Genomic DNA, 25075 nt, shown 5'->3' with positions numbered 1-25075 from the left:
ATATTAAATAAGGGAATATTTACTCTAGTCTTCTTCTCTTTCAATCCAAAATTCAGGAGGAGTATTAGTGCCATTTGCCGTGCAATTATAACAAGGTGTTTTGGCAAGAGTTATTAATACTATATAGGATTCAGGATATGTATTTTCGCTCAATATCGAATAGCCTTTATTCATAAGAGAATCAACTTCGGGATGATAAAGCCTATATAATCTTTCAGTCCAAGGCCTGGACATACTTGGGTATTCAAAAGTATACAACCTGCAATCTTCATTTCCAGATGAAGGAATATAACTCTCAGGCAAATCATTTCTGTCGATAAATATTCTTTTTTCAGAGGTTCCGCAAACCAAAAAATAACCTAATATACGTTGGTCATCCGATAAGTTTTTTACGTTTCCCATTAATGGGCCAGGTATAGGATCAAATAAAGTGCCCTGGTTGTAATTTAGTGCATTTATGTCTTTAAAATACTTATAGGCGGGTTCAGATAAAGAATGTTGTTTAACCAATATGGTATATCTTAAAAAGAGTCTGTTGGTTTCTTCTGTAATGAATTTTATTGAATGCCCATTTACGATATCATTATTTCTATTTGCTGTAGAGGTCAAATCAAACTTCGTGCTGTTTACATCTTTATAGCATATCTCCCGTTCAGGATGTTCTGTAAGCATAGCATATGGTACTTGAAATTTCCACGTTTCTTCATAATCCCAGGCATAAAAGTGTGTATTGTTATTTATATCATGGGTGTCCAGCAATATGTCAATTCCTAAATTGTTATTCCTTGTTGTTAGTTGCCAGTAAATACTATCTATCGGAATTGGATTTTTGATGGTTTCAAAATCGGATTCGTAGGTTTCTCCATCAAGAATGATTTGTAATTTGTAACTATTGTCTACAATCCCCTGGAAATCAATATCTATTGTTTCGTAAACGCCGTCATCAGTTTCGTATAATGGAATTTCTAAACCAGTATCTTCAATGATTTTTATTTGGGCATCACAAACAGGATTATCAGGTCTTCCATTACTATTATAGTTTAAACTTCGGGATAGTTTCACCTTGTATGGACCAGGTAAGTTTGTTAACTCTCCGTCAACCACCAGAATATTTTCATATTTGGAAATATCTGGTTCGTAATTATAGACACAAGATGCAAGTATGATAACTACTAAATAAATTGGAATATATACTAAATATCTCATTTAAAGGATTTTTACTTAATTAGGATTTTTTTTGTCGCATTAATAGTTTATTCTAGTTATCTTCTTTTTCTACCCAGAAGTCAGGAACTACATTGGTGCCGTGTGCAGTACAAGTATAACACGCAGGTTTGGCTAGATACACTATATAAAAAGGAAAAGATTGAGCAGGGATAATTTCTTTGTAAATTAAAAAGTTTTCTTGTGTTATGAGCGAATCTATTTTAGGTTCTATACGTCTGTATTCATTTTCATTCGGAAATAAACCATCACTTTTATTGTTACCAATCTCATCCGCAGGGATTTCGAATATATGGCGTTTGCATTCTTTAAAGCCATTAGTTGGATAATAGTTTAGGGGTAACTCTGACCTGTCGATAAAAATTCTTTTTTCAGTAGCTCCACTTACAAAGAAATAACCTAATACAAATTTATTGTTACCAGATACATTTTCTATGTTGCCCGATAATGGCCCAGGTATAGGATCAAATAAAGTACCTTGGTTGTAGTTTAGTTCATTTAAGTCTTTAAAATATTTATATGTGGGTTCAGATAAAGAATGTTGTTTAACTAATATGGTATATCTTAAATAGAGCCTGTTGTCTTCTTCTGTAATGAACTTTAGTGAATGTCCTTTTACTATATCATTATTTCTGTTTGTTGTAGATGTAGTAATAAAGTTAGTGTTTCTATCACTTTTATAACATTCTTCCAATTCAGGAAAAAGGTCATAATTGTTAAAGGGGACATGAAATTTCCAGGTTTCTTCATAATCCCAGGCATAAAAATGGGTTTTATTATTAGAGTCATGAGCATCAATTAAAATATCTATTCCTCGGTTATTATCTATTTTTTTAAATTCCCAATATATATTGTCAATAGGAATTGGTTCTTTAATAGTTTCAAAATCCGATTCGTAAATTTCATCATCTATTTCAATATGAAGCTTATAGCTTTTGCCAACTATTCCCTGAAAAGAGTTGTCTATGGTTTGATAAATACCCTCATTGGTTTCGAACAAAGGGATTTCTAAACCAGTTTTATCCATAAATTTAACCGTGGCATCACAAACGGGGCTACCGTTTTTTTGACCATAACCAAAACTTCGTGACAGTTTTACTTCATAGGGACCAGGAAGGTTGGATAATTCTGCTTCAACAACTAAAATATTTTCGTATTTCGAAATGTCAGGTTCGTATTTATATACACAGTTAACAAGCGTAATAGAGCATAGTATTATAAAAGTATAGTTGATTTTTCTTAACATTGGGCTTCTTAGCTGTATATCACACATTGTAAAAAAAACTCTTTTACCTGAAGATCTCTTTAGACTATATTTTTTATTAAAATCTAACATTGTATGACACATTAATAATCGGTTTTGCAAATACGGAAAGTAGGTATCCATTTAATTTTCTAGACTCAGTAGATTTAAAATATACAGAATAAGCATTGTGTCTTCCTGTTACATTGTAAATGCCAATTGACCAGAAATTACTTATTGTTTTGTTTGATTTTAAATTTTCGTAGATGTTTAATGAAATATCCCATCTTAAATAATCAGGTATCCGATATTCATTTCTGTTTGAATAATGTAGAAGTTGATTATTTCTAAAATTATATTTTGCAACCGGCATAGAAATGGGTCGTCCCGTGCTATAGGTAAATGTTGATGATATACTATATCTTCGGGAGTGTTTATAGTTAGCTACAATTGTAAAATCATGGGTTTTGTCGTAGTCAGTAGGGTAGTACTCGCCGTCATTTATTCTATCCTCAGCAAACTTGCTGTCTATCTTTAATTCCGACTTTGAATAGGTGTAGGACACCCATCCGTTTATTTTTCCCTTTTCTTTTTTTAGTAAAAGCTCTAACCCGTATGCTCTTCCTATTCCCGATAATAATGCAACATCTAAATTAGGATTTAATAATAGTTCTGCACCACTTTTATAATCCAGGTGATTTCTGGTTTTTTTGTAATATAATTCAGCCGATGCTTCAATGGTATTGGTAAATAAGTTGTGGTAATATCCTAACGCAAATTGTTCTCCTATTAGAGGTTTTATTGTAGGGTCACTAATTTTCCAAACATCAGTTGGTGAAATGGCTGATGAATTAGAGATCATGTGTACAAACTGGTGCACCTTGTTGTAACTAAATTTGAGTGAATTGTTTACTCCCAGTATGTATCGCGATGAAAATCTTATTTCCGGTTCACCATAAGTTTTAACAATTTCATTCTTGGCATATTGTGTGGAGTCCATTCTACTCTCCACACGCTTAGGAACTAATGGATTGTATTCGTAATCTTTATACGGTCCAAGTATAAAAAAATTAGCAAGTCTTACTCCCAGGTATGCAGAAAATCTGTTGCTTATTTTAAATTCGTTGCTAAGGAACAAACCTGTTTCGATGCTTTGTTCCTTGGGTAATTTAAATTCAGTAATGTCTGATTCTGACGAATGAGGTGTCATGTTACCAGGAGTCATATCGTACCTGGTAATTTCAGATCCTACAATAAAATTGTGTTTGGAGTTTGGAAAATAATGGAGTTCCGATTTTACCGACTTGTAATCAATATCGTATTTCATATTGAATGCAAGTTCCGGGTCATCATCGCGTGTAATATTGTATTGATAGTTGGAATATATACCCGATATTTTAGAGTACACTGTAGGAGAAAAATAGTGTTTGAAAAATAAACCAGCACATTTATTTTGATAATGATATGCAGTATCCGAATTCAGCGTAAAGTTGTCTCTGGATAAATATCCTGTAAAGCTTATTTCATTTTTATCATTTAGGAGATATAAAATCTTGGTGCTTATATCATAAAAATTAGCTGAGCTTTTTCTGGTTTGAGGAGAATCAATTTGTTTTAAAATCCAATCAGAATAAGTGCTTCTTCCTCCAATAATTACTGATAGTTTGTCTTTTATAATTGGCCCCTCCAGTGTAAGTTTTCCTGTTACAGGACTTATCCCTCCACTTATAGCATATTTTTTCAGATTACCTTGTTTTGCTTCGACATCAAAAACAGATGATGCCCGACCGCCATAAGTAGCCGGAATTCCGCTTTTATATAATTTAAAGTCCTTTACAGTTTCGGGATTAAATACAGAAAAGAATCCAAATAAATGAGATGAGTTAAAAATAGGTATATCATCAAACAATATTAAGTTTTGATCAGTACTACCTCCTCTAACATTAAAACCAGACGATCCTTCACCAACGGTTTGAACTCCAGGTAGGAGTAATGCTGTTTTTAAAACATCTACTTCTCCCAAAGTAGCCGTTATTTGTTTTATTTTATCAATGTTTATTTGCTGAACACCCATATTGAGGTTCTTTACATTATTGTTATTCTCCGCAATAACTTTTATTTCGTTAATTAATACGTCACTTTTTTCCATATTAACATTTAATGATCCATTGCTGTATACATGAATCGGTAGTGACAGATCTTTTAAACCCATACTCTTAAACATGAGTTCACTTTTGCCTACGGGTACATTTAATACATAATAACCTGATGGATCAGTAATGGTTCCAATATTTAGTTTTTGTATGTAAATCTGTGCTCCAACAACAGGTTGTCCATCTTCATGATTAAGTACTTTACCTGATATTGAGCAATTACTTTCAGATGAAATAACTTTTGGGTTCCCTATCACAGTGATGCTGTTTGATATTTGTACTTCTTTCTTTTCAGGTTTATTAATAAATGAACTGTTAGTTGCTTCTGTACCTTTCGTTTTAATGTTAATAGCAGGTTTATTCGTAAAGAAGTCTTCAGGAAGCGAAGTTTGTAATTTATTATCGTTGGTTATTATAATATTTGAACCATCAATGATGTAGCTTAATTTTGAAAGCATAAATGCATCGTGAAGTATTGTTGATAGTTCTGTTGAATCCGGGTAATTCATGATGATTAATGAATCAACCCAATTTTCTTTGTAGAAAAATTTAATATTTAGATTATGTTCTGCATTATTTACAAATTCACTAAACGTGACAGAATTTTGAATAGGTGAAATAACCAATTTGCTATTGTTTTGTGCTGTAGAGTGATGAATTAGGATGAAAATGAATAATGATAGCAGGGCGTTTTTCATGGATTTGTGCTTAGAATACCTTATGAACTAAGTTGATTTAAATTAGATATTGGATTTGTGACTGTTTTTGTATAGAGCTGATGTAGAGTTTTTATGGCTTATTGTTTTCATAATATTCTAAAATTTGTGTAGTAGATTCATATTGGTTTTTATTTACTATCAGGTGGTTCGTACTGATGAACTTTTTGAGTTCTTTCTTCTTGTCTGTTAACTGATTAAGCAGATCCGATTTGTTTTTAATTGGAAATACTATAGAGTTAATCATTAAGTACATTTCTGTTATAGTTGTGTAATTGTAATATGGCCAATCAGTAACAATGGCTTTATATTTAGATTTATGTATCATAAATTTCATGGTGCCATCATATACTATTTCATAATAGCTATCTGAAATTTTTTTACCATTCTTATACGTGAGGTTTGTGTAATACCTGAAAGTCTTATTTAATATGTTAAATTCTTTTATGAAATTTTCGTCAAGAGCTATGCTGTGAATTTTGTAGTCAGTTGAACTGAGAAGATAAATGAGCTTATCGTCTAAAATATCATATCTTAAATTTTGAACGTGAAATTTTTGATTGTTATAAGTAATCTCCCCATCGGTCCAATCATTATCGTAATAGGGGTGTCTTGTTTGAGTACCAGTAGATTTATGAAGTTTACCTATCATAAAGGGAAGTTTAATATCAAACTGCTTTAGCGAATCTTGTAAAGCTGATTTATTGTACTCAAAATATTCTTTTTTATTAGTATAGCTGAGTTCTTGAGCATCTGTAGATCCAGTCACAAGTAGATGTATTGCAACTGTAACTATTAAAAATGATTGTCTGTAATTTGGTATAATTAATATCCATTTATTTAAATAGAGAAATGGTAAATTAAAAGACTTTTTACTAAGCATTATATATTTCTTTGGATGTTAATAATGTTAGGGATACTATATTATTGTATTTAAAGTGAGTAGGTTTTATGGGGTGTAGAAACATGTTAGGTTGCAATTTAAGGTTTATTGTATTAGTATATTTTAATAAAATAATTAACAACTACTAAAATTATAATAAATAAAAGATATATGCAACCGCTGTTTCGATAAACGTTTTTGATAAATTTTAATTTTTAGTGTATTTGTGATAATTGATTTTATTGAAAGTGTTGTGTGGTGTAGGGTGCAGATATATAGTTATATATGAAAAAATAATTTCTGTAGTATAAGAAAATATAATAAGATTTAAATATTAGCTAATGATTATATAATAAAGTAATGTAATATAAAATGGGTTATGTAATTTGCATTTATATAAACATAATAATGTTATGAGTATTATTGAAATTTTCAGATCTCTATCAGAAGAGTTATAAATGTGTTTTGTTATAGAGCTTTTGATATATCTAAATATAAATGGCGAAGTAGTAAATAAGCAAAGATGAAAATAAAACAACAGGTAAGGTTCTTAAAGTTGTATTCAAGAATGGATGCATTTTTATTTTCATATCATTTTAATATCTCAAGGTATGACAGATATCTTCTTTTGTCTTTTATCACATATATTAAATTGATAATATAATTAATAAATGCACCAATGAAGGCTATGTTTATACTTGGGGCATACAAAAGAATTATTATAAAAAAAAAGCCACTAACAGCTTGACTGAAAGTGGCTTTGTATTGTGGGCCCACCAGGGCTTGAACCTGGGACTCCCTGATTATGAGTCAGGTGCTCTAACCAACTGAGCTATAGGCCCGGCATTGTTATACAAAAATCCTTTTGTATATTGCGGATGCAAAAATAATAAGTTATATCAATTTATCAAATAGAGGATTGAAAAAAATATGACAAAATTAAAAGATAAGAAGAGTGTAATCTTTGATTTGGGTAATGTAATTGTTGATATTGACCTGAATATCACCTTTCAACGTTTTAAGGAGTTAGGCTATTATATTGATGAAAATTTTTTAAAAATATATCATCAAACACCAATTTTTAAAGATTTTGAAGAGGGAAGAGTTACTCCACACGAGTTTACTGCTGAATTATTACAAAAGATGAAGCAGGGAGTAACTACAGATGATGTAATTGCTGCATGGAATTCTCTTTTGGGAGATTATAAAGAAGAAAGAATTTCAACCATATTGGAGTTACGAAAAACCCATCAGGTTTATTTATTAAGTAATACCAATAGTCTGCACATAGATTCTTGTGCTTATCGGGTTCCGATTGTTGGTTCGTTGGATAAGTTGTTTGATAAGATCTATTACAGCCATGAAATGGGTATGAGTAAACCCAATGATATTATATTTGAAACGGTATTAAGAGATGCCGATATAAAGGCTGAAGAAACGCTTTATTTAGATGATTCGGTTGCTAACGTTGAAGCGGCAAGAAATCTAGGAATTGAATCGTGGTTGGTGGAATATCCGGATCAATGGGTTCCTCAAATGAATCAATTATTAAAGGAAACAATCCAGTAAATTTTAATGAGCATAAAAAAAGCCAACAGCTAAAATCAACTGTTGGCTCCTTATGTTTTTATTTCTTAATTAACAACCATACATCTTCGTTGTTGGGTTGTTTTCGTTCCATTGCTAATGCATTAAAAGCTTCATCTTTATCGTAAAAACCCTTGTATGAAACTTTATAGAAGTCTTGATTTTTACCAGTTTTCCGTACAATCACTTCTGAATCATATCCCTGCTGTATCAACTCATTTTTAAAAGTCTCTGCATTTTGTTGACTGGAAAAGCTTCCTGCAATTAAAAAGAATTTGTTTTCAGGTGGAGTAACCACTTCTGGTTCCGGTGGAGGAGGTGGTGGTACTACTGTATCTTTTATTTCTACAGGTGGTTTAACCACTTCTCTTTTAACTTGTTTAACTTCATTTTTCTTCTTGTCTCCACAAGAAAAGAAGATGAAGGATATTAATAAAAATGGTATTAGCTTTTTTATCATGACTGTTCAAAATTATCTGTCTAAAATAGAAATAATATTTTAATAAAAAAGGATTTGTTGACGAACGCACCTTTAATGCAAAGTTAAGGGAATAAAAAAAAGCTGCCAAACACTTTTTTGTCTGACAGCTTTGAATGTATTTTTGAGCTTAGTAATTATTCAACAAACTTATACCCAACTCCTTTTATAGTTTTAATGTGACTGGAGCCAATTTTTTCACGTACTTTTCTTACGTGAACATCAATGGTTCTGTCGCCAACAATAATACTATCTCCCCAAACTGCATTATAAATTTCATCGCGGGTAAATACTTTATCTGGTTTAGAAGCCAATAGCATTAACAGTTCAAATTCCTTTTTAGGTAAAATAAGTTCAGTGCCTTTACTGATAATAATGTATTTTTCTCGGTCAATAGTTAAATCACCTATTGTAATAATGTCCGATTTTTTCTCAGAAGAGGAACCATTATCTGATTTGTAGCGCTTAAGTAGGGCTTTTACTCTTGAAATTAAAACCTTTGGCTTAATAGGTTTTGAAATATAATCATCAGCCCCTGCATCAAAGCCAGCAATTTGAGAATAGTCTTCACCTCTGGCTGTTAAAAAGGCTACAATAGTATTTTTTAGTTCTGGTATTCTTTTTATTTCCTCACATGTTTCAATACCATCCATTTCAGGCATCATTACATCCAAAACAATTAAATGAGGAAGTTCTTTTTTTGCAATTGAAATTGCTTCAACTCCATTGCTTGATGTTAATACCTGAAATCCTTCCTTTTTCAGGTTGTATCCTACGAACTCAATAATATCCGGCTCGTCATCTACTAACAAAATCTTAAAATTATTTGCTTCTATCATTTTTTAAAGCGTTTGAATTGTTTACTTCACAATTCATTTTTTTCCCTGTGTGTTATCGAATTATGAAGATAAATTTTATGGTGTGAAGGTACATAATTGGTTATTTTGTATGTATATACACCATTATTATTATGTGAACATATTGTTAAGACACGATAATAAATTTATATCATGCTTTATCAAGCGTTACAGTAAAGCTGGTTCCTTTACCATAGGTACTTGTAACATTAATGGTTTGATTATGTGCCTCAATAATATGCTTCACAATAGCTAAACCAAGACCGGTACCACCTTGTTCACGCGAGCGGCTTTTATCTGCACGATAAAATCTTTCAAAGATTCGGGGCAAATCATTACCACTGATACCAATACCATTATCTTTTACTTCTATAAGGTATCTGTTGTCCATATCGTAGGTGCTGATCATTGTTTTTCCACCCTTTCGGCCATAATTTATGGAGTTTACAACGAGATTACTAAATACCTGAAATAGCTTTTGTTTATCTCCTTTTACCATCAAGCTTTTATTCCCTTCTTTATTTAGTTTTAACTCAATATTTTTTTCCTGAGCTCTGATTTCCTGAAGGTCATATACGTCATCTATTAATTGATACAGGTTAAATTCCTCAATATTTATTTCCAGTTCTCCCGACTCCAGTTTAGATATTGCTTCCAGGTCTTCAATAATGGAGATCATTCTGTCTATACTCTTTTCTGTCCGGTTTAAATACAGCATGTTAATATCCGGATCATCAATACCACCATCCAATAAGGTTAAGATGTAACCTTGTATATTGAATACCGGAGTTTTTAGTTCATGCGATACATTACCAAGAAACTCCTTGCGGTATTTTTCCATCTGCTTTAATTGCTGTATCTCCATTGTTTTCCCTTTCATCCAGTCTGCAACTTCCTTATTTACTTCTATAAAAGGATCTTTTTCTTTTGAAGCAGTTATTTCGTCAGAAGAAGGTTTAAAGTGATGGATGGTTTTATAAATTGGTTTTACCTTTGACTTAATAAAACTGTTGATGAAAATACCTGAATAAATACCATAAATAGTTATTGTAATAGGAATACTTATGAGTAATGAGGTAATAATATCTGAGGCAAAATAATTGATCAGAAAAAAGGAAATCGTTAAAAAGAAATAGATTCCGGTTGATATAATTATGATCTTTTTTGAAGTTATGTTCTTCATAAGGTATTGAATATTATTCTATTATGTATGGTAATGATAATTTAATATTATAATAGCATTAAACATTTGCACCCGGTAGAGCAATATACTATATTTCGGCCATTATTTTTTCAAGGTACACACTGTTTGATCTCTTATATGAATAATGACGGACTCAAATGTATAGTATTTGTGTGGTAGTTGGTATGTGAGATTTTGAAAATAGCGAAAACTTTACAATAATATAATGTAGGCATACTTCATTATAGGGTGAAATATGCAAACTTTAGTTATTAAATAATTTTGTGAATGGACTATTTATATTTAATCATATTTGCTTTAGTAGTATTGGGAATTATTGACCTGGTGGTTGGAGTTACAAATGATGCAGTCAACTTTCTGATTTCAGCTATTGGTTCAAAAGTGGCTAAACGTAAATATATATATATGATTGCCGCTGCAGGTATTATTATAGGAAGTATGTTTAGCGGGGGTATGATGGAAGTGGCTCGTAAAGGTATCTTTAATCCTGAGTTTTTTTACCTGGATCAGCTGTTAATCATATTTGTAGCAGTAATGTTTACGGATATCATATTAATTGATCTTTTTAATACATTTGGTTACCCTACCTCAACCACGGTTGCTATTGTATTTGAGTTACTGGGTGGAGCCTTAGCTCTGGGACTAATAATTATTGGAGGTGAAAATCCGGATGCTTTAAAAATCAGTGATCTGATTAATACGCATAGTGCAGTTACTATTCTGGCTGGAATTGTTTTAAGTATTGTGGTTGCTTTCTTTTCCGGAGCCATAATCCAGTTCTTTTCAAGATTGGTTTTTACTTTCAGATATAAAAACAGGTTTAAATTACTTTTTTCGTTAGCGGGAGCCCTAGCTATCAGTGCAATAAGTTTTTTGATATTAAAAAAGGATATTGCTTTTGCTAATATTATTTCAGGCTCGTTTTCTGAATTTGTTCAGATGAATTTAGCGTTGGTACTGTTTTTTGTTTTCGCGCTGGCATTTATCACCTTTATTACATTATCGTATTTTTTTAAAATTGATATACCACGTGTAGTGGTTTTTGCAGGTACATTTACCATTGCTTTATCCTTTGCATCCAATGATTTAATTAATTTTATTGGCATTCCTCTTTCTGGTATTGAAGGTGTGAGATCTTTTATGGAAAGTGGAGAAAGTAGTTCTTCCTCTTTTTTAATGAACATCTGGAACCAGGGAGTTCTGCATAATTCCGGAATCTATAATTTGGTTTATCTTTTCTCAGCTGTTATAATGATTATAACCTTATTTACATCTCGTAAACTGAGGTCAGTAACAGAAACTGAAATGCATTTGGGAAGACAGGATTCCGGTTACGAATCATTTGAGCCATCACAATTATCGAGATATGTAGTGCATCGTTTTTTAAGTTTCCACAGTAAACTAATAAATGTATTGCCAGCAAAATTTGTTAATGGTATTAGCAAAAGATACGAAAGAAGCGAAGAAAATGTTGATGATGAGGCAGGGATGTATTTTGATACGGTTAGAGCTAGTGTTAACCTTGTAGTAGCTAGTTTTTTGGTTGCTATAGGTACCTACTTTACCATTCCATTATCAACAACTTTTGTTGTATTTATGGTTGTAATGGGTACTTCGCTGGCTGATCAGGCTTGGGGAAGAGAGAGTGCTGTATTCAGATTATCCGGTGTTTTTTCAATTTTAGGAGGGTGGTTTATAACTGCTATAATGGCTTTTATTGGAGCTTTTGTACTTGCCATATTTATTTGGTGGGCTGAAATGTATGCCATTGTTATTTTATTAGTAATAGCTGCATTTGTATTATACCATACTAAAAAATATCACAAGAAAATTTATCAGCAACAACAGGAGCTTAATATTGAATCAGATCAGCAACCTAATATTGATAACATCCCAGTGAGAGAATTGGGTAGTGAAAAAATCAGAAAGCATATTCTTGAGACTTCAAAAATATATATGCTTTTGATTCAGGGTTTTGTTGATGAAAATATTAAGCAATTAAAAGAAACCTGCGACAAAATAGATTTTTTGGGTAAAGTGGCCAGAAATACCAAAGAAGAACTGTTTGCTAATTTCTCTAATTTGGGGACAAAATCCTTTGATGCAGGACATTATTTTGTACAGGCTCTGGATTATCTGGGAGAATTATCCAATACTTTACGTCAGATTGCCACTCCGGTATATAATCATATAGAGAACCAACACAAAGGATTATCAAACTCACAAAAAGAAGATGCATTAATATTACTCGAAGAAATGACCAGTTTCTTTAACTTTTTAGTGCATATCGAAAAAGAAAGTAAGTTTGACTCTGTACCTGAGATGGTGGATAAACAAAAATATATTGTTGATTTGATTGAAGATCTTCGTAAAAAACAAATCAAACGTATTTTAGAGGGTGGCAGCCGAAAGCGGTCCAGCATTCTCTTGCTTGAGTGCTATGCCGAATCAAAGAACCTGGTTCTTTACACCATAAATCTTCTAAAGTCGCATCGCGATTTTTATAACTATTCCCGATAAAATACATAGTTAATATATTGATATTTAATTTTATAGGTCGTTGTTTATTACTTGTGAAAAAACGAGTGCTTAGATGTCTGTAAAAAACAAGCGTCTTTTTTTAAAAAACACGTGTGTTTTTTGAAAAATCACACGTGTTTTTCTCTAAAATGTAGCGTGTTTTTTTCATGTGTCTAAAATCTGTTTTCTTTTTCCATATGGAACTCGCCGAAAAAACAATCATTTTCATGTGTGAGAATTCGTTCTCGTGGCTCGTTTCATCATAAAGGCAGCCTTTAAAAATAGGATACCATTAGGGCTGCATGATCCAAATTATTCTCATGTAAATAAGTACAAATAATAAAATACATTGTATTTTATTAATAGCTTTTAGTTCTCTCTATAATTATTGTTAATCGCAGGTTAATTGTTTATTAAGTCCCCAAATAATTAACATTCCATAATTTTCTTAAAAATCTCATAACTACCAATAGATCAGTAGTTAGGTGTTTATTTTGATTCAAAAAATACTTCATATACCCTTAATGTTTACTTATCGAACAGCACAAGTTTGCACTATACTTTTGCTCATGAAAATTTAATGAAAGTAACACTAAGCTCATTAAGATCCCTAACACACACAGGAGGAAAATTAATGAGGTATTGTAAAGAATGAATTAGAAAAATAATGGATCAAATGAGACAAAAGCTTTTTGTTGTTGTAATGATGTTATTTGTTGGTTTGGGAACAACCGTTGCACAACAGGGATTTTTAAAAGGAAAAATTACCGACAAAAAAACAGGAGAGGAACTTGTTGGTGCTGCAGTTGTAGTTGATGGAACTACAATAGGAACAATTACTGACTTTATGGGAGAATATACAATGCCTCCTTTAGAAGCAGGTACTTACACAATCAGAGTTCAGTACATTTCTTACGACCCGCAGGTTTTTAACCATATAGTGATTAAAACCGGTGAAGAAACAGCTTTAGATGTTCAGCTTAACTATGCTACCATGGATATTGAAGAGGTTCAGGTAAAAGCTAAGGCAAATCGCGAATCGGAAACCATTTTATTAATGGATCAAAAGAAAGCAGAGGTAATTAAAGAAAGTATCGGAGCCAAACAATTATCATCTATGGGAGTATCTGATGCAGCTACTGCTACCTCAAAAATTTCGGGTGTTACTAAAAGTGAGGGTTCCGGCGATATATATATCAGGGGATTGGGCGATAGATATTTATCGACTACAATGAATGGATTGCCAATTCCTTCCGATGATGTGGAGAAAAAGAATATCGACTTAAATATGTTTTCAACTGACATTATTAAGAATGTAGGAATAAGCAAAACATATTCAGTAACGAACTATGGTGATCAGGCCTCTGGTAATGTTGATGTGGTATCAAAAACGATTTCAGAAAAGATAAGTATAGGTTTGGCTTCAGGCGTAAATAGTAATGTGTTGCAGGATGGTATGTTTAATAATTTTAAATCAACTCAGAACATTAACGATGTTAAGTTTGGTTTATATAACAGACCATACAACACTTTAGATGCCATCACTAACCAAAGTTGGGCTACTGAATCAAGAAAATTACCAATAGCTTACGATGCCAGTTTAATGGCAGGTAAAAAGTTTAAGGTAAATGAAAAGGATTTATCTGTTTTTGCAACCATATCGCATTCTGGGTCTTCTGAATATTTAGAAGGCGTTTATCAAAAATACCGAATGAATGCACAGGGGAGTTCATTTACCGATGCACAAACTTATGAAACAAAGATTAATACTACCGGCTTGTTAAATCTTTCCTATGATTTAAACACGAAAAACCGCATTAGTTTTAATACCCTGTTGGTGTTAAAAACAGTTGATGAGCTATATGAAGCTGGTAGAAATGGAGAAGGATATGTACGTGATCAACTTCCAAGTCAATATGGTGCTGTTGTAAGAGATCAAAACCTGAAGGAAACAAGAATGTGGATTAACCAGTTGATGGGCTCTCATCAGTTAGGAAGTAAAAATCAGTTGAAATGGGCATTGGGGTATAATACCGTTAATGCAGATGAACCTAACCGAATTAGAAATGAGGTAAATATGATGGATGACGGCACGGTTCAGTTTGCTTATGTTGGTGACTATCAGCAAAGAAAATCGTTGCAGGAAATTGAAGATTCAGAGCTTAATGGTTATGTCAATAACGTATTTAAAATAATTGATGAAGACCAGCAAAAGTTAAAACTTAATATTGGTGCTAACTATAGAAAAAAAGAAAGAGACTTTAATTCACTGTCCATTGGAGTTCGGGCTAAAGGTGATGAGTTTGCTGTTTCAACAATCGATAATCTCGATGAAACACTCTTAAATCTATCTTATTACGAAGGCGCAAATTCTAATTTTAGGATTAGAGAAGGGAGACCTGATTTATACAATGCTACTTTAAATGTATATGGGGGTTACCTGAGTTTAGGATTTGAGCGAAATAAATTTTCAGGTAATGTAGGTGTCAGATACGAATTGGATCAGTTAGAAGTGAGCTGGGACGTAAACAATTATGTAGGACGAACAGGAAGTGCATCTAATGATTACAATAATATTTTACCCTCATTAAATCTTAAATATCAACTTACAGAAAAAAGTGCATTTCGATTTGCAGCAAGTAAAACTGTTACACTACCCGAATTTAAAGAGGTTGCTCCTTTTGAATATGTATCGCCAACAGGTCGCGTAACAAAAGGTAATCCTGAATTGCAAAATTCCGAAAACTACAACTTTGATTTAAAGTGGGAACTGTTTCCTAATGCTAAAGATTTAGTTTCTGTTACAGGGTTTTATAAAATGATTAATGATCCTATAAATATGGCTATGACCAGAGGATCATCAGGGTATTTTTATTTTGCCAATACCGGCGATCGCGCTGATGTGTATGGAATTGAGTTTGAAACCAGGTTCAGTCTTATAAAACCTGAGGCCTCAGATATGCCCGGAGTTAATATGGTTTTTAATGCTACCAAGATGTGGTTTAACCAGGATTTATTAGAAGAATTTCAATACAATAATAAAACTGAGAGTGATTTACAAGGAGCTGCAGGCTTTATTTTTAATGGTACTTTAATGTACGATAGCAATAAAGAAAAACGTTTTGTTGCCACATTATCCGGTAATTATTCTGCTGATAAAATATATGCTCTGGGAGCACCAGAATCTTTCACATACAGTTCAACTTTATTTAATAATGAGATCATAGAAAAAGGCTTTTTTACACTCGATTTAGTATTGAGTAAAAAACTGTCTGACAGGGTTTCGTTGAAATTATCAGGAAAGAATCTTTTAAATCCTAAGATAAAACAAGAACAACGTATCGAGCCTCAATCAGAAGAAACCAGAACAGAAGTTGTTCAATCCTATCAAAAAGGAATTAGTGTAAAACTAGGAATTAGTATAAATCTGAATTAATAAATAGAATAACGTTATATTTTAAAATTGACTACAAAAATGAAAAAGTTAGTATTAAAAGTTTTAGGTCTTGCCGTTTTAGCAATGCCTGTTTTTACAAGTTGCGACGACGATGATAAAATCGATCCGGAGTTAGAAATTGTTTTAAATGATTTAAAATCCGGAGCAATGGAAGGTAAGCTTACTGAAGATTATACATTAGATGCTTCTCAAACTTATCACCTGAATGGTTCTTTCATTGTTGAAGATGGTGCAACTCTAACTATTCCTGCGGGAACAAGTATTTTAGCTGATAATGGTGGAACTGATGTTTATATTGCCGTAATGATGGGCGGTAAAATTGATATTCAAGGTACAGAATCTAATCCGGTAGTTATGTCTTCTGCAAATGCTAACCCTGGTGATTGGGGTGGATTAACACTTTGTGGTAGAGCTACAACTACAGCTGGTGCTAACTCAACAGCTGAAGTAGGAGGTTTTATTTATGGAGGTTCTGATGATAATGATAGTTCCGGTTCTATTAAAAACCTTGTTATTAAAGGAACTGGAGCTCAAATTAATGATGAGTCACAGTATAATGGAGTTTCTTTTTATGCTGTAGGATCAGCTACTATTGTTGAAAATGTTGCGGTAATAAATGGTTCTGATGATGGTGTTGAATTTTTTGGAGGTACTGTTTCTGTATCTAATTTATTTTTACAAAACAACGAAGATGATGCTATTGACTGGACTGAAGGTTGGAGCGGAACTGTAACAAATGCTTATGTTGAGCATACTATTGCAGGATTTTCAACTGTTGTTGAAGGTGATAAAATCAATAACGATCCTAAAATTATTAACCTTACTGCCGTTTCTACTGTAGGAGGAACCGCTTTACAATTTAAAGCTGAATCAGGAGCTACTATTACAGGATTATCTTTAAGTGGTTACGATGTAACTATTGATATGAAAGACAATGGTCCTTTAGCTAATGTGATTATTGATGGAGAAACTGCTGATCCTGCAAAAAGTTATAATGCACCAGCTACTGTTGATGCTTCTGCGTGGGCATGGACAAAAGCTGAAGTACAAACGGTTTCTGTATGGTCTGGAAGTGAACTGACAGGAACAGTATCAGGTTTAGTTACTTTAGATGCTGATGTGGCTTATACATTAACTTCTTCTTTAATTGTTGAAGACGGAGCTTCATTAATGATTCCTGCAGGTACTAAAATAACAGCTGAAGCCGGAGGTACTGATGTTTATATCGCTGTAATGATGGGTGGTAAAATTTACATCAATGGTACTGCTACTGCACCTGTTGTAATGTCTTCTGTTAATGCAATTCCAGGAGACTGGGGTGGTTTAACTATTTGTGGTAAAGCTACAACTACAGCTGGTGTAAACTCAACAGCTGAGGTTGGTGGATTTATTTACGGTGGAGAAGATGATGAGGATAACTCTGGTGAAATTCAATATCTTGTAATCAAAGGAACTGGTGCTCAAATTAATGATGAGTCACAATACAATGGTGTTTCTTTATATTCTGTAGGATCAGGAACAACAATTGAGAATGTTGCTGTAATCAATGGTTCTGATGATGGTATTGAGTTCTTTGGTGGAACTGTTTCTGCAACTAATGTTTATCTTGAAGATAACGAAGATGATGCTGTTGACTGGACTGAAGGATGGAGTGGTGGAATCACCAATACATACATTTTACATGAGGTAGATGGGTTTTCTACTGCATTTGAAGGAGACAAAGTGAATAATAACCCTGTATTTGTTAATGTAACAGCTATTTGTACTGCGCCTAATGGAGGTACTGCACTACAATTTAAAGCTGAGTCAGGTGCTACAATCACTAATCTTTATTTACAAGGTTATACTAAAAACATCGATATGAAAGATGGTGGTCCACTAACAAATGTTATTATTGACGGATCTGCCGCAACTACTGATGCAGCTTATAATTCAGGAACTCAGGTTGATGTTTCAGGTTGGAACTGGACTTCTGCTGGTTTATAATTAATAATTGGAAATAGTTAAATAGGTTAACCCCACATCGTTATTCGGTGTGGGGTTTTAATTCTTTTTAAAATCAATAGTTAGAAAAAGAATAAGACTGAGAAGTAAAGGCACAGAGCGTATTTTATATATAACTCATATAAATTAAACAAGCTAGAAATAGAGTAGTAATTAAACTCCATTAATATGAAATTACAAAGAAGTTCACAGAGGTAAAACCTTGTGGATATTATGAACTTCTAAAAAAAAACTCAGTGTCTTAGTGCCCCTGTGTTCATTCTTAACACTTGATTGAATTATTTATTGAATTAACCTTAATGCCTCTCGTTTGCTTAACCCGCTTAATGCTGTTTTATCAACAAACTCCTCCACCCAAACCGGATTTGTTTTACTGTATTGTCGTAATATCCAGCCTATCGCTTTATTAATAAAGAACTCTTTTGAACCTAATAGCTTATTAATAGCTTTTGCCAGAAAGATGGTATCTAAATCTTCTTTATAAAACAACTGAAAAATAAGGGTAGATCGTTGTAGCCAGATGTTACCTGAGTTCAACCATTTTGTTGTGTATATATCTCTTTGCTCAGGGAACTTTTTAAAATATTCAGCAACTAGTTTAGGAGCTACTCCATCCACAGTATCCCACCATGATTTATGCAGAATCATATACTCAAATAACTCAATATCATCTGCTTCTATTTGTTTTAAGTACTTGTACGACAAGTCCAATGCAAAATGCTGAAATTCACGTTCTGGTTTTTGCCATAATTCAATTATGATGTTTTTATATTGAGCTTTTGATGGCAAGTATTCTTTCTGTAAAAAGGGTTTCTGTATGGCTCTTCGTTGTGGAGTTGTCAGTCCAAAGAACTCAAATTTATTTTTTAGGTATTTCTTTTGATTGAATGCATTTTCAGGATTACCTTGTTTTTTAAATTCTGTCTCCAGAGTAATTATATAATTTTCAATCATATCGTTTTTATAATAAAGTATGATAAAACAAACTCCTGTAGTGATAAAGATAATACCATTACATCTCCTTAAAGTAAGAAAATTATTTACTTTTGTATGCAAAATAAACAACTATGCTTAAACCTCTACTATTTAAAAGGCTCACACTTATAATGCTGTGTGTAGTTTTTACTTTAACTGCTTTTTCTCAAGGATATGGCACCGGTTTTAAAGGTCTTTGGTACGGACTGGGACAATTTAGTACTTATGGTGATAAATACTCCGGAGGATTAGGAACCTATACCGCCAAACATTTGCCAATTGCCATATACTCACCAGAGTGCAATAAAACATTTTTTACTTATGCCGGAACAACCGAGTATACAGAAAATCACCTGCTGATTATGGTATCTTATTTTGATCATACTACAGAGCAACTGGCACAACCATTAATTTTAATGGACAAGTCAGGTGTTGTAGATGCTCATGATAATGCTACTATTCAAATGGATTCGGATGGTTATATCTGGATTTTTGTAAGTGGCAGATACAGGGAACGAAATGGATATATCTATAGAAGTGATGAGCCATACAAGATAGATAGCTTTACAGAAGTATTAAATAAGCCATTTAATTATCCGCAACCAAAATATATTGAGGGTAAAGGATTTGTTTTTCTATTTACAAATTATCACGATGGTCGTGAATTGTATTCACAGCATAGCACGGATGGGTATCACTGGAGTGCAGAAAATCATTTAGTTGCCTTCAGAGGGCATTATCAGGTTTCTGCCAATACAAATGATGTTGTAGGTTCTGCCTTTAACTGGCACAAAGATGGAAGTGTGGATAAAAGAACAAATTTGTATTATATGCAAAGTACAGATTTGGGTGAGACATGGACAACGATTAATGGAACAGAGTTAAATACTCCTTTAACATCCACAACTGCAGCTTCTGTTGCTTTAATAAAAGATTATAATGCGTTGGGATTAAATGTGTATTTAAAAGATATGGATTACGATAAGGATGGAAATCCGGTTATCTTATATATTACTTCCCCAACACATATGACTGGTCCTTCTAATCCGGTGCGCGAATGGAGATTGGCACGTTGGACTGGTTCAGAGTGGTCATTTACCCATATAACTGATGCCATACATAATTACGATATGGGTAGCTTATATTTAGAGGATGATATGTATCGTATTTTAGCTCCAACAGAAATGGGACCTCAGCAATGGGGAACTGGCGGTGAAATGGCTATTTGGGAAAGTACTGATCAGGGTGCAACATGGAAAAAGACTAAAGATATTACAAACAATAGTGCCAGAAACCATTCGTACGCACGCCGACCTTTATATTGTAATGAAGATTTTTATGCTTTATGGTCTGATGGAAACACAGACGCATTATCTCGCTGTTATCTTTATTATTCAACAAAGCAAGGAGACGTATATCAGATGCCTTATGAATTTAACGGAGATCTGGCCTATGGAATACCATTTAATGATATTGAAGAGATCTATCCTCAAATAGTAAGTGCGCCAGCATTGTTACAAGGGTATCCGGCTATTAAAGCTATTGATGGACAAATTGGAGGTACCTCTCGTTGGGAATCCACCTATTTTCCAAAATCTATTGTGATTGATTATGGTGAGGAAAAGTATTTTAATTCAGCTAAGTTATATCCTGAGGAAGGAAGATCATATAATTATACTATAGAGCTTTCTAAAACAAAAGAATTTAGTGGTGAACCAATTGTTGACAGAACAATAAATCCGGATAATAATGCCTATTATACGGATGAATTTGAAAGTACACAAGCCCGATATGCCCGATTAACAATCACAGGTCAAAATCTGATTACGGATCGCAGGATTAAAATCTCAGAATTTATCTTAGGTTCAGATGATACATCTAATGGAAGTGACACTAACTACAATAATTTTAGAGCATACCCGAATCCTGTTGTCAATGGAATTCTGAAATTAGAAGGTGTTGAGCATGATGCACAAATTGAAGTGTGGACCTTAAACGGAAAGAAAATCTATCATTCTCAGGCTCTTTCTACAATGGTAACAATTGACTGTAGCAGCTTTCCTAAGGGTGTAGTAATTGTAAATGTTGTAACACGTTCAAATAAAAAGGCCATTAAGGTGGTGATAAAATAAGAAATACCTATTTATGTAATATAGAAATCCCCAATGTTACAAATTGTAATGTTGGGGATTTTCTTTTAACTCAAGTTCAATAAGGATTTGTACAAATGATTTGAGATTAAACATGCGATTGATTTACTTTAAATAATCTATACCAGGGCACTTAATAATAGGTAGAGAGTTCTTGAATTCTGACATGATTTTATTTCAAATATCTGATTAATAAGGATGAAAATTTATTATATTAGAAGACCTTAAATCTCAGAATCAGAATTTTAACTCAATAAATCAAACAAATTAATCTACGTATTATGGTATCACAATTATTTTGGATCATACCGGTTGCCTCTATTACAGCTCTGGTGTTCGCATGGTTTTTCTTTAAGAGTATGATGAAAAACTCAGAAGGAACTGATAAAATGAAAGAAATTGCCCAACATGTCAGAGATGGAGCAATGGCTTATCTAACTCGTCAGTACAAGGTAGTAGGAATCGTGTTTGTCATACTCCTGGTTATACTAACAATCCTGGCTTATATGGGTGTTCAAAACCCATTTGTCCCCATTGCATTTCTTACGGGTGGTTTCTTTTCCGGTCTTTGTGGTTTCCTTGGAATGAAAACAGCCACTTATGCCTCAGCCCGTACTACTCAGGGTGCTTCTGAATCATTAAATAAAGGTCTTAAAGTGGCTTTCCGCTCAGGTGCTGTGATGGGACTTGTTGTGGTAGGTTTTGGTTTACTTGACATTTCGCTTTGGTATATCATTCTTACCAAATTTGTATATACAGCAGAACATATGGCTAATGGTTTCCATTTTTTAGGTCTTGACTTTGTTCATGCAGGAATGGATGAGTCTCAAAAGCTAATGGAAGTTACGGCTACTATGCTAACATTTGGTATGGGAGCTTCTACCCAGGCCTTATTTGCTCGTGTTGGAGGTGGTATCTATACCAAAGCAGCTGATGTGGGTGCTGATTTAGTAGGAAAAGTTGAAGCCGGTATTCCTGAGGATGATCCTCGTAATCCTGCTACTATTGCAGATAATGTGGGTGATAATGTGGGTGATGTTGCCGGTATGGGAGCCGATCTTTATGAATCTTATTGTGGTTCTATCCTTGCTACAGCTGCTTTAGGGGCCGCCTTAACAGCCAGTAATGGTGAAGAGTTATCAGGAAAAGTAATTGCGCCTATGTTAGTTGCTGCAATAGGAATTGTGCTTTCTATTGTTGGAATATTTATGGTACGTACTAAGGAAGATGCTACTGCAAAAAGTCTTCTGAATTCATTATTGATCGGAACAGGGGGTAGTTCTGTTTTGATTCTGGCTGCTATTGCCGGTATGGCTGCTTTTGATTGGATTTCGTGGGGTATTTTTGGTTCTGTGGTTTCAGGATTAATAGCAGGTGTAATTATTGGTCAGGCAACAGAGTTTTATACTTCTGATGGTTATAATCCAACTAAAGGTATTGCAAAACAAGCTCAACAAGGTCCTGCAACAACGATTATTGATGGTGTTGCTGTTGGTATGTATTCAACCTGGGTTCCTGTGGTAACCATTGTAGCAGGTATTATTGGGTCGTTTGGTTTTGCCGGTGGCTTCGATAATTTTGCGGAAGGTGTTTATGGAATTGGTTTTGCCGCAGTGGGTATGTTATCTACTTTAGGTATTACTTTAGCAACTGATGCCTTTGGTCCTATTGCTGATAATGCAGGAGGAAATGCTGAGATGAGTGAATTACCTAAAGAGGTTAGAGAAAGAACTGATGCTTTAGATATGCTTGGAAATACAACAGCAGCAACAGGAAAAGGTTTTGCAATTGGTTCTGCAGCTTTAACAGCCATGGCTTTAATGGCAGCATACATGGAAGAAGTTAAAATTTGGTTGAAAAGAGCTTTAGTTGATGGCGATACGGTAATTCAGAATTCAATTCAGTTTGTTCTGGATTCATCTCAAAGTGTTGCAGAGGGAGCAAAAGGTGTTATTATTTCAGAGGCTTCGCTTAGAGATTTCTCTGCTTTTTATGATCTGTCCTTATTTAATCCAATGCTTTTAGCAGGACTTTTTATTGGTGCTATGATGGCTTTTGTGTTCTGTGCAATGACAATGAAAGCAGTAGGCCGTGCTGCAGGTTCCATGGTAGATGAAGTTCGTCGTCAGTTTAAAGAAATCCCGGGTATCCTAGAAGGAACAGGAACGCCTGAGTATGCAAAATGTGTTGCTATTTCTACTAAAGGTGCACAACGTGAAATGTTATTGCCTTCGTTATTGGCTATTATTGTTCCAATTGTAGTTGGTATTGTATTTGGTGTTGCAGGCGTTGTAGGATTGTTAATGGGTGGATTAACAACCGGATTTACGTTAGCTATCTTCTTAAATAATGCAGGTGGTGCATGGGATAATGCTAAAAAATATATCGAAAAAGGAAATTACGGAGGTAAAGGTAGTGAAGCTCACAAAGCTGGAGTTGTTGGAGATACTGTAGGAGATCCATTCAAAGATACTTCTGGTCCTTCATTAAATATTCTTATTAAGTTAATGACTATGGTAAGTGTTGTTATGAGTGGATTAACAGTTGCATTTGCTATTTTTTAATAGGTAAGTAGTATTTGAAAAACTAAAATAATTACTTTAAGGCCCGGAAATATTTCCGGGCCTTTTTATTTATCAAATATGGATATACCAAAGTTTTCTGACATTGAAGATGCCTACATGCGCATAGAAAAGTACATTCACTTTACTCCGGTTTTATCAAGCGCTGCAATTAATCAAATTGCCGGATGTAATGTGTTCTTTAAATGTGAGAATTTCCAGAAAGTTGGAGCTTTTAAATATCGTGGAGCATGTAATGCGGTGTTTTCACTTTCTGATGAGGTGGCTCAAAAGGGAGTGGGTACGCACTCTTCCGGGAATCATGCCGCAGCACTTGCTTTGGCTGCAAAGCAAAGAGGTATAGCTGCATATATTGTGATGCCGGAAAATGCACCGGAAATAAAAAAGAAAGCAGTTAAAGGTTATGGTGGTCAAATTACCTTTTGCAAACCAACTTTGCAGGCTCGTGAAGATACCTTAAGTGAGGTATTGTTAAAAACCGGAGCAACTATGGTTCATCCTTACAACCAGAAAGAAATCATTGCCGGACAAGGAACTTGTGCTCTGGAATTCATGCAGCAGCAAGATGATCTGGATATTATAATTACGCCTGTTGGTGGAGGTGGTTTATTAAGTGGAACTAGCATAACAGCCAAATATCTGAATCCGGATATTAAAGTATTTGCTGCTGAACCCGAAGGCGCTGATGATGCTTATAGATCGTTTAAAAGTCAGGAGTTAATTCCAGTTCAAACTACAAATACTATTGCCGATGGTTTGTTAACATCACTTGGTGAACTGACTTTTAAGGTCATCATGAAAAATGTGGATGACATTTACACTGCTTCTGATGTAGAAATAATTGAAGCGATGAGGTTAATCTGGGAACGTATGAAGATTATAGTAGAACCATCATCCGCTGTGGCTTTAGCTATAGTATTAAAGAATAAAGAAGTTTTTAAAGATAGAAATGTTGGGATTATCTTGAGTGGAGGTAATGTTGATTTAGCTCACCTACATTTTTAATCTGTTTCAAAGAAAATTTATTTTTCTAATATAATTG

15 protein-coding genes and 1 tRNA gene are annotated in these 25075 nt (G+C 33.6%); 7 read left to right on the top strand and 9 right to left on the bottom strand.

Annotated elements, in window-relative coordinates; genetic code table 11:
* Positions 1-24: 24 nt before the first annotated feature.
* From OM075_RS00270 to OM075_RS00250, 5 genes are all read right to left on the bottom strand, one after another.
* Positions 25-1206 (bottom strand): DUF4249 domain-containing protein, encoded by a 1182-nt coding sequence (locus OM075_RS00270; RefSeq protein WP_301188444.1) that lies wholly within the window; start codon positions 1204-1206, stop codon positions 25-27.
* A 52-nt stretch (positions 1207-1258) separates the two neighbouring features.
* Complete coding sequence (locus tag OM075_RS00265; RefSeq protein WP_301188443.1) at positions 1259-2470, bottom strand: DUF4249 domain-containing protein; 1212 nt, start codon at positions 2468-2470, stop codon at positions 1259-1261.
* A 76-nt stretch (positions 2471-2546) separates the two neighbouring features.
* A complete protein-coding gene (locus OM075_RS00260; protein WP_301188442.1) occupies positions 2547-5318 on the bottom strand; it encodes a TonB-dependent receptor in 2772 nt (923 codons plus the stop codon).
* Between the two features lie 91 nt (positions 5319-5409).
* Entirely contained in the window at positions 5410-6219 is an 810-nt protein-coding gene (locus OM075_RS00255; protein ID WP_301188441.1) for a hypothetical protein, read from the bottom strand.
* A gap of 768 nt (positions 6220-6987) precedes the next feature.
* A tRNA-Ile gene (locus OM075_RS00250) sits at positions 6988-7061 on the bottom strand.
* Between the two features lie 88 nt (positions 7062-7149).
* On the opposite strand from OM075_RS00250, the gene OM075_RS00245 reads away from it, so the two are divergent.
* Complete coding sequence (locus OM075_RS00245) at positions 7150-7788, top strand: HAD family hydrolase (protein WP_301188440.1); 639 nt, start codon at positions 7150-7152, stop codon at positions 7786-7788.
* A gap of 58 nt (positions 7789-7846) precedes the next feature.
* On the opposite strand, the gene OM075_RS00240 is transcribed toward OM075_RS00245, so the two are convergent.
* The 3 genes from OM075_RS00240 to OM075_RS00230 form a co-directional block, all read right to left on the bottom strand.
* Positions 7847-8266, bottom strand: coding sequence for an SPOR domain-containing protein (locus tag OM075_RS00240; RefSeq protein ID WP_301188439.1), 420 nt, complete (start codon positions 8264-8266; stop codon positions 7847-7849).
* Between the two features lie 155 nt (positions 8267-8421).
* Positions 8422-9123 carry a response regulator transcription factor gene (locus OM075_RS00235; RefSeq protein WP_301188438.1) on the bottom strand — a complete coding sequence of 234 codons (702 nt, stop codon included), beginning with the start codon at positions 9121-9123 and terminating at the stop codon, positions 8422-8424.
* A gap of 169 nt (positions 9124-9292) precedes the next feature.
* Positions 9293-10324, bottom strand: coding sequence for a sensor histidine kinase (locus tag OM075_RS00230; protein ID WP_301188437.1), 1032 nt, complete (start codon positions 10322-10324; stop codon positions 9293-9295).
* Positions 10325-10612: 288 nt separating this feature from the next.
* Between OM075_RS00230 and OM075_RS00225 the strand changes: the two genes are divergently transcribed.
* From OM075_RS00225 to OM075_RS00215, 3 genes are all read left to right on the top strand, one after another.
* Complete coding sequence (locus tag OM075_RS00225; RefSeq protein ID WP_301188436.1) at positions 10613-12865, top strand: inorganic phosphate transporter; 2253 nt, start codon at positions 10613-10615, stop codon at positions 12863-12865.
* Between the two features lie 676 nt (positions 12866-13541).
* Complete coding sequence (locus tag OM075_RS00220; protein ID WP_301188435.1) at positions 13542-16301, top strand: TonB-dependent receptor; 2760 nt, start codon at positions 13542-13544, stop codon at positions 16299-16301.
* Positions 16302-16340: 39 nt separating this feature from the next.
* Positions 16341-18308: a beta-helix domain-containing protein gene (locus OM075_RS00215; protein WP_301188434.1), complete on the top strand. Its 1968-nt coding sequence runs from the start codon at positions 16341-16343 to the stop codon at positions 18306-18308.
* Positions 18309-18608: 300 nt separating this feature from the next.
* Here OM075_RS00215 and OM075_RS00210 read toward each other — a convergent pair whose 3' ends face one another.
* Positions 18609-19280, bottom strand: coding sequence for a DNA alkylation repair protein (locus OM075_RS00210; RefSeq protein ID WP_301188433.1), 672 nt, complete (start codon positions 19278-19280; stop codon positions 18609-18611).
* 113 nt (positions 19281-19393) lie between these two features.
* Between OM075_RS00210 and OM075_RS00205 the strand changes: the two genes are divergently transcribed.
* From OM075_RS00205 to OM075_RS00195, 3 genes are all read left to right on the top strand, one after another.
* On the top strand, positions 19394-21433 hold the full coding sequence (locus tag OM075_RS00205; RefSeq protein WP_301188432.1) for a BNR-4 repeat-containing protein: 2040 nt from the start codon (positions 19394-19396) through the stop codon (positions 21431-21433).
* A gap of 299 nt (positions 21434-21732) precedes the next feature.
* Complete coding sequence (locus OM075_RS00200; RefSeq protein ID WP_301188431.1) at positions 21733-24015, top strand: sodium-translocating pyrophosphatase; 2283 nt, start codon at positions 21733-21735, stop codon at positions 24013-24015.
* Between the two features lie 78 nt (positions 24016-24093).
* The gene (locus OM075_RS00195; protein ID WP_301188430.1) at positions 24094-25038 is read left to right on the top strand and encodes a pyridoxal-phosphate dependent enzyme; all 945 of its coding nucleotides are present in this window, start codon (positions 24094-24096) and stop codon (positions 25036-25038) included.
* Positions 25039-25075: the final 37 nt, after the last annotated feature.

The sequence above is a fragment of the Plebeiibacterium sediminum genome (genome assembly GCF_026013605.1).
GTDB classification, from domain to species: Bacteria; Bacteroidota; Bacteroidia; order Bacteroidales; family Marinilabiliaceae; genus Saccharicrinis; species Saccharicrinis sediminus.
This window is presented reverse-complemented; position numbering and strand designations above follow the sequence as displayed.

Excerpts from the sequence above, each read along its gene's own strand:
- OM075_RS00220 (WP_301188435.1), top strand. The coding sequence starts at position 13,542 with ATGAGACAAAAGCTTTTTGTTGTTGTAATGATGTTATTTGTTGGTTTG.
- OM075_RS00245 (WP_301188440.1), top strand. The coding sequence starts at position 7,150 with ATGACAAAATTAAAAGATAAGAAGAGTGTAATCTTTGATTTGGGTAAT.
- OM075_RS00240 (WP_301188439.1), bottom strand. The coding sequence starts at position 8,266 with ATGATAAAAAAGCTAATACCATTTTTATTAATATCCTTCATCTTCTTT.
- OM075_RS00255 (WP_301188441.1), bottom strand. The coding sequence starts at position 6,219 with ATGCTTAGTAAAAAGTCTTTTAATTTACCATTTCTCTATTTAAATAAA.
- OM075_RS00270 (WP_301188444.1), bottom strand. The coding sequence starts at position 1,206 with ATGAGATATTTAGTATATATTCCAATTTATTTAGTAGTTATCATACTT.
- OM075_RS00265 (WP_301188443.1), bottom strand. The coding sequence starts at position 2,470 with ATGTTAAGAAAAATCAACTATACTTTTATAATACTATGCTCTATTACG.
- OM075_RS00225 (WP_301188436.1), top strand. The coding sequence starts at position 10,613 with ATGGACTATTTATATTTAATCATATTTGCTTTAGTAGTATTGGGAATT.
- OM075_RS00230 (WP_301188437.1), bottom strand. The coding sequence starts at position 10,324 with ATGAAGAACATAACTTCAAAAAAGATCATAATTATATCAACCGGAATC.
- OM075_RS00215 (WP_301188434.1), top strand. The coding sequence starts at position 16,341 with ATGAAAAAGTTAGTATTAAAAGTTTTAGGTCTTGCCGTTTTAGCAATG.
- OM075_RS00235 (WP_301188438.1), bottom strand. The coding sequence starts at position 9,123 with ATGATAGAAGCAAATAATTTTAAGATTTTGTTAGTAGATGACGAGCCG.
- OM075_RS00200 (WP_301188431.1), top strand. The coding sequence starts at position 21,733 with ATGGTATCACAATTATTTTGGATCATACCGGTTGCCTCTATTACAGCT.
- OM075_RS00260 (WP_301188442.1), bottom strand. The coding sequence starts at position 5,318 with ATGAAAAACGCCCTGCTATCATTATTCATTTTCATCCTAATTCATCAC.
- OM075_RS00195 (WP_301188430.1), top strand. The coding sequence starts at position 24,094 with ATGGATATACCAAAGTTTTCTGACATTGAAGATGCCTACATGCGCATA.
- OM075_RS00210 (WP_301188433.1), bottom strand. The coding sequence starts at position 19,280 with ATGATTGAAAATTATATAATTACTCTGGAGACAGAATTTAAAAAACAA.
- OM075_RS00205 (WP_301188432.1), top strand. The coding sequence starts at position 19,394 with ATGCTTAAACCTCTACTATTTAAAAGGCTCACACTTATAATGCTGTGT.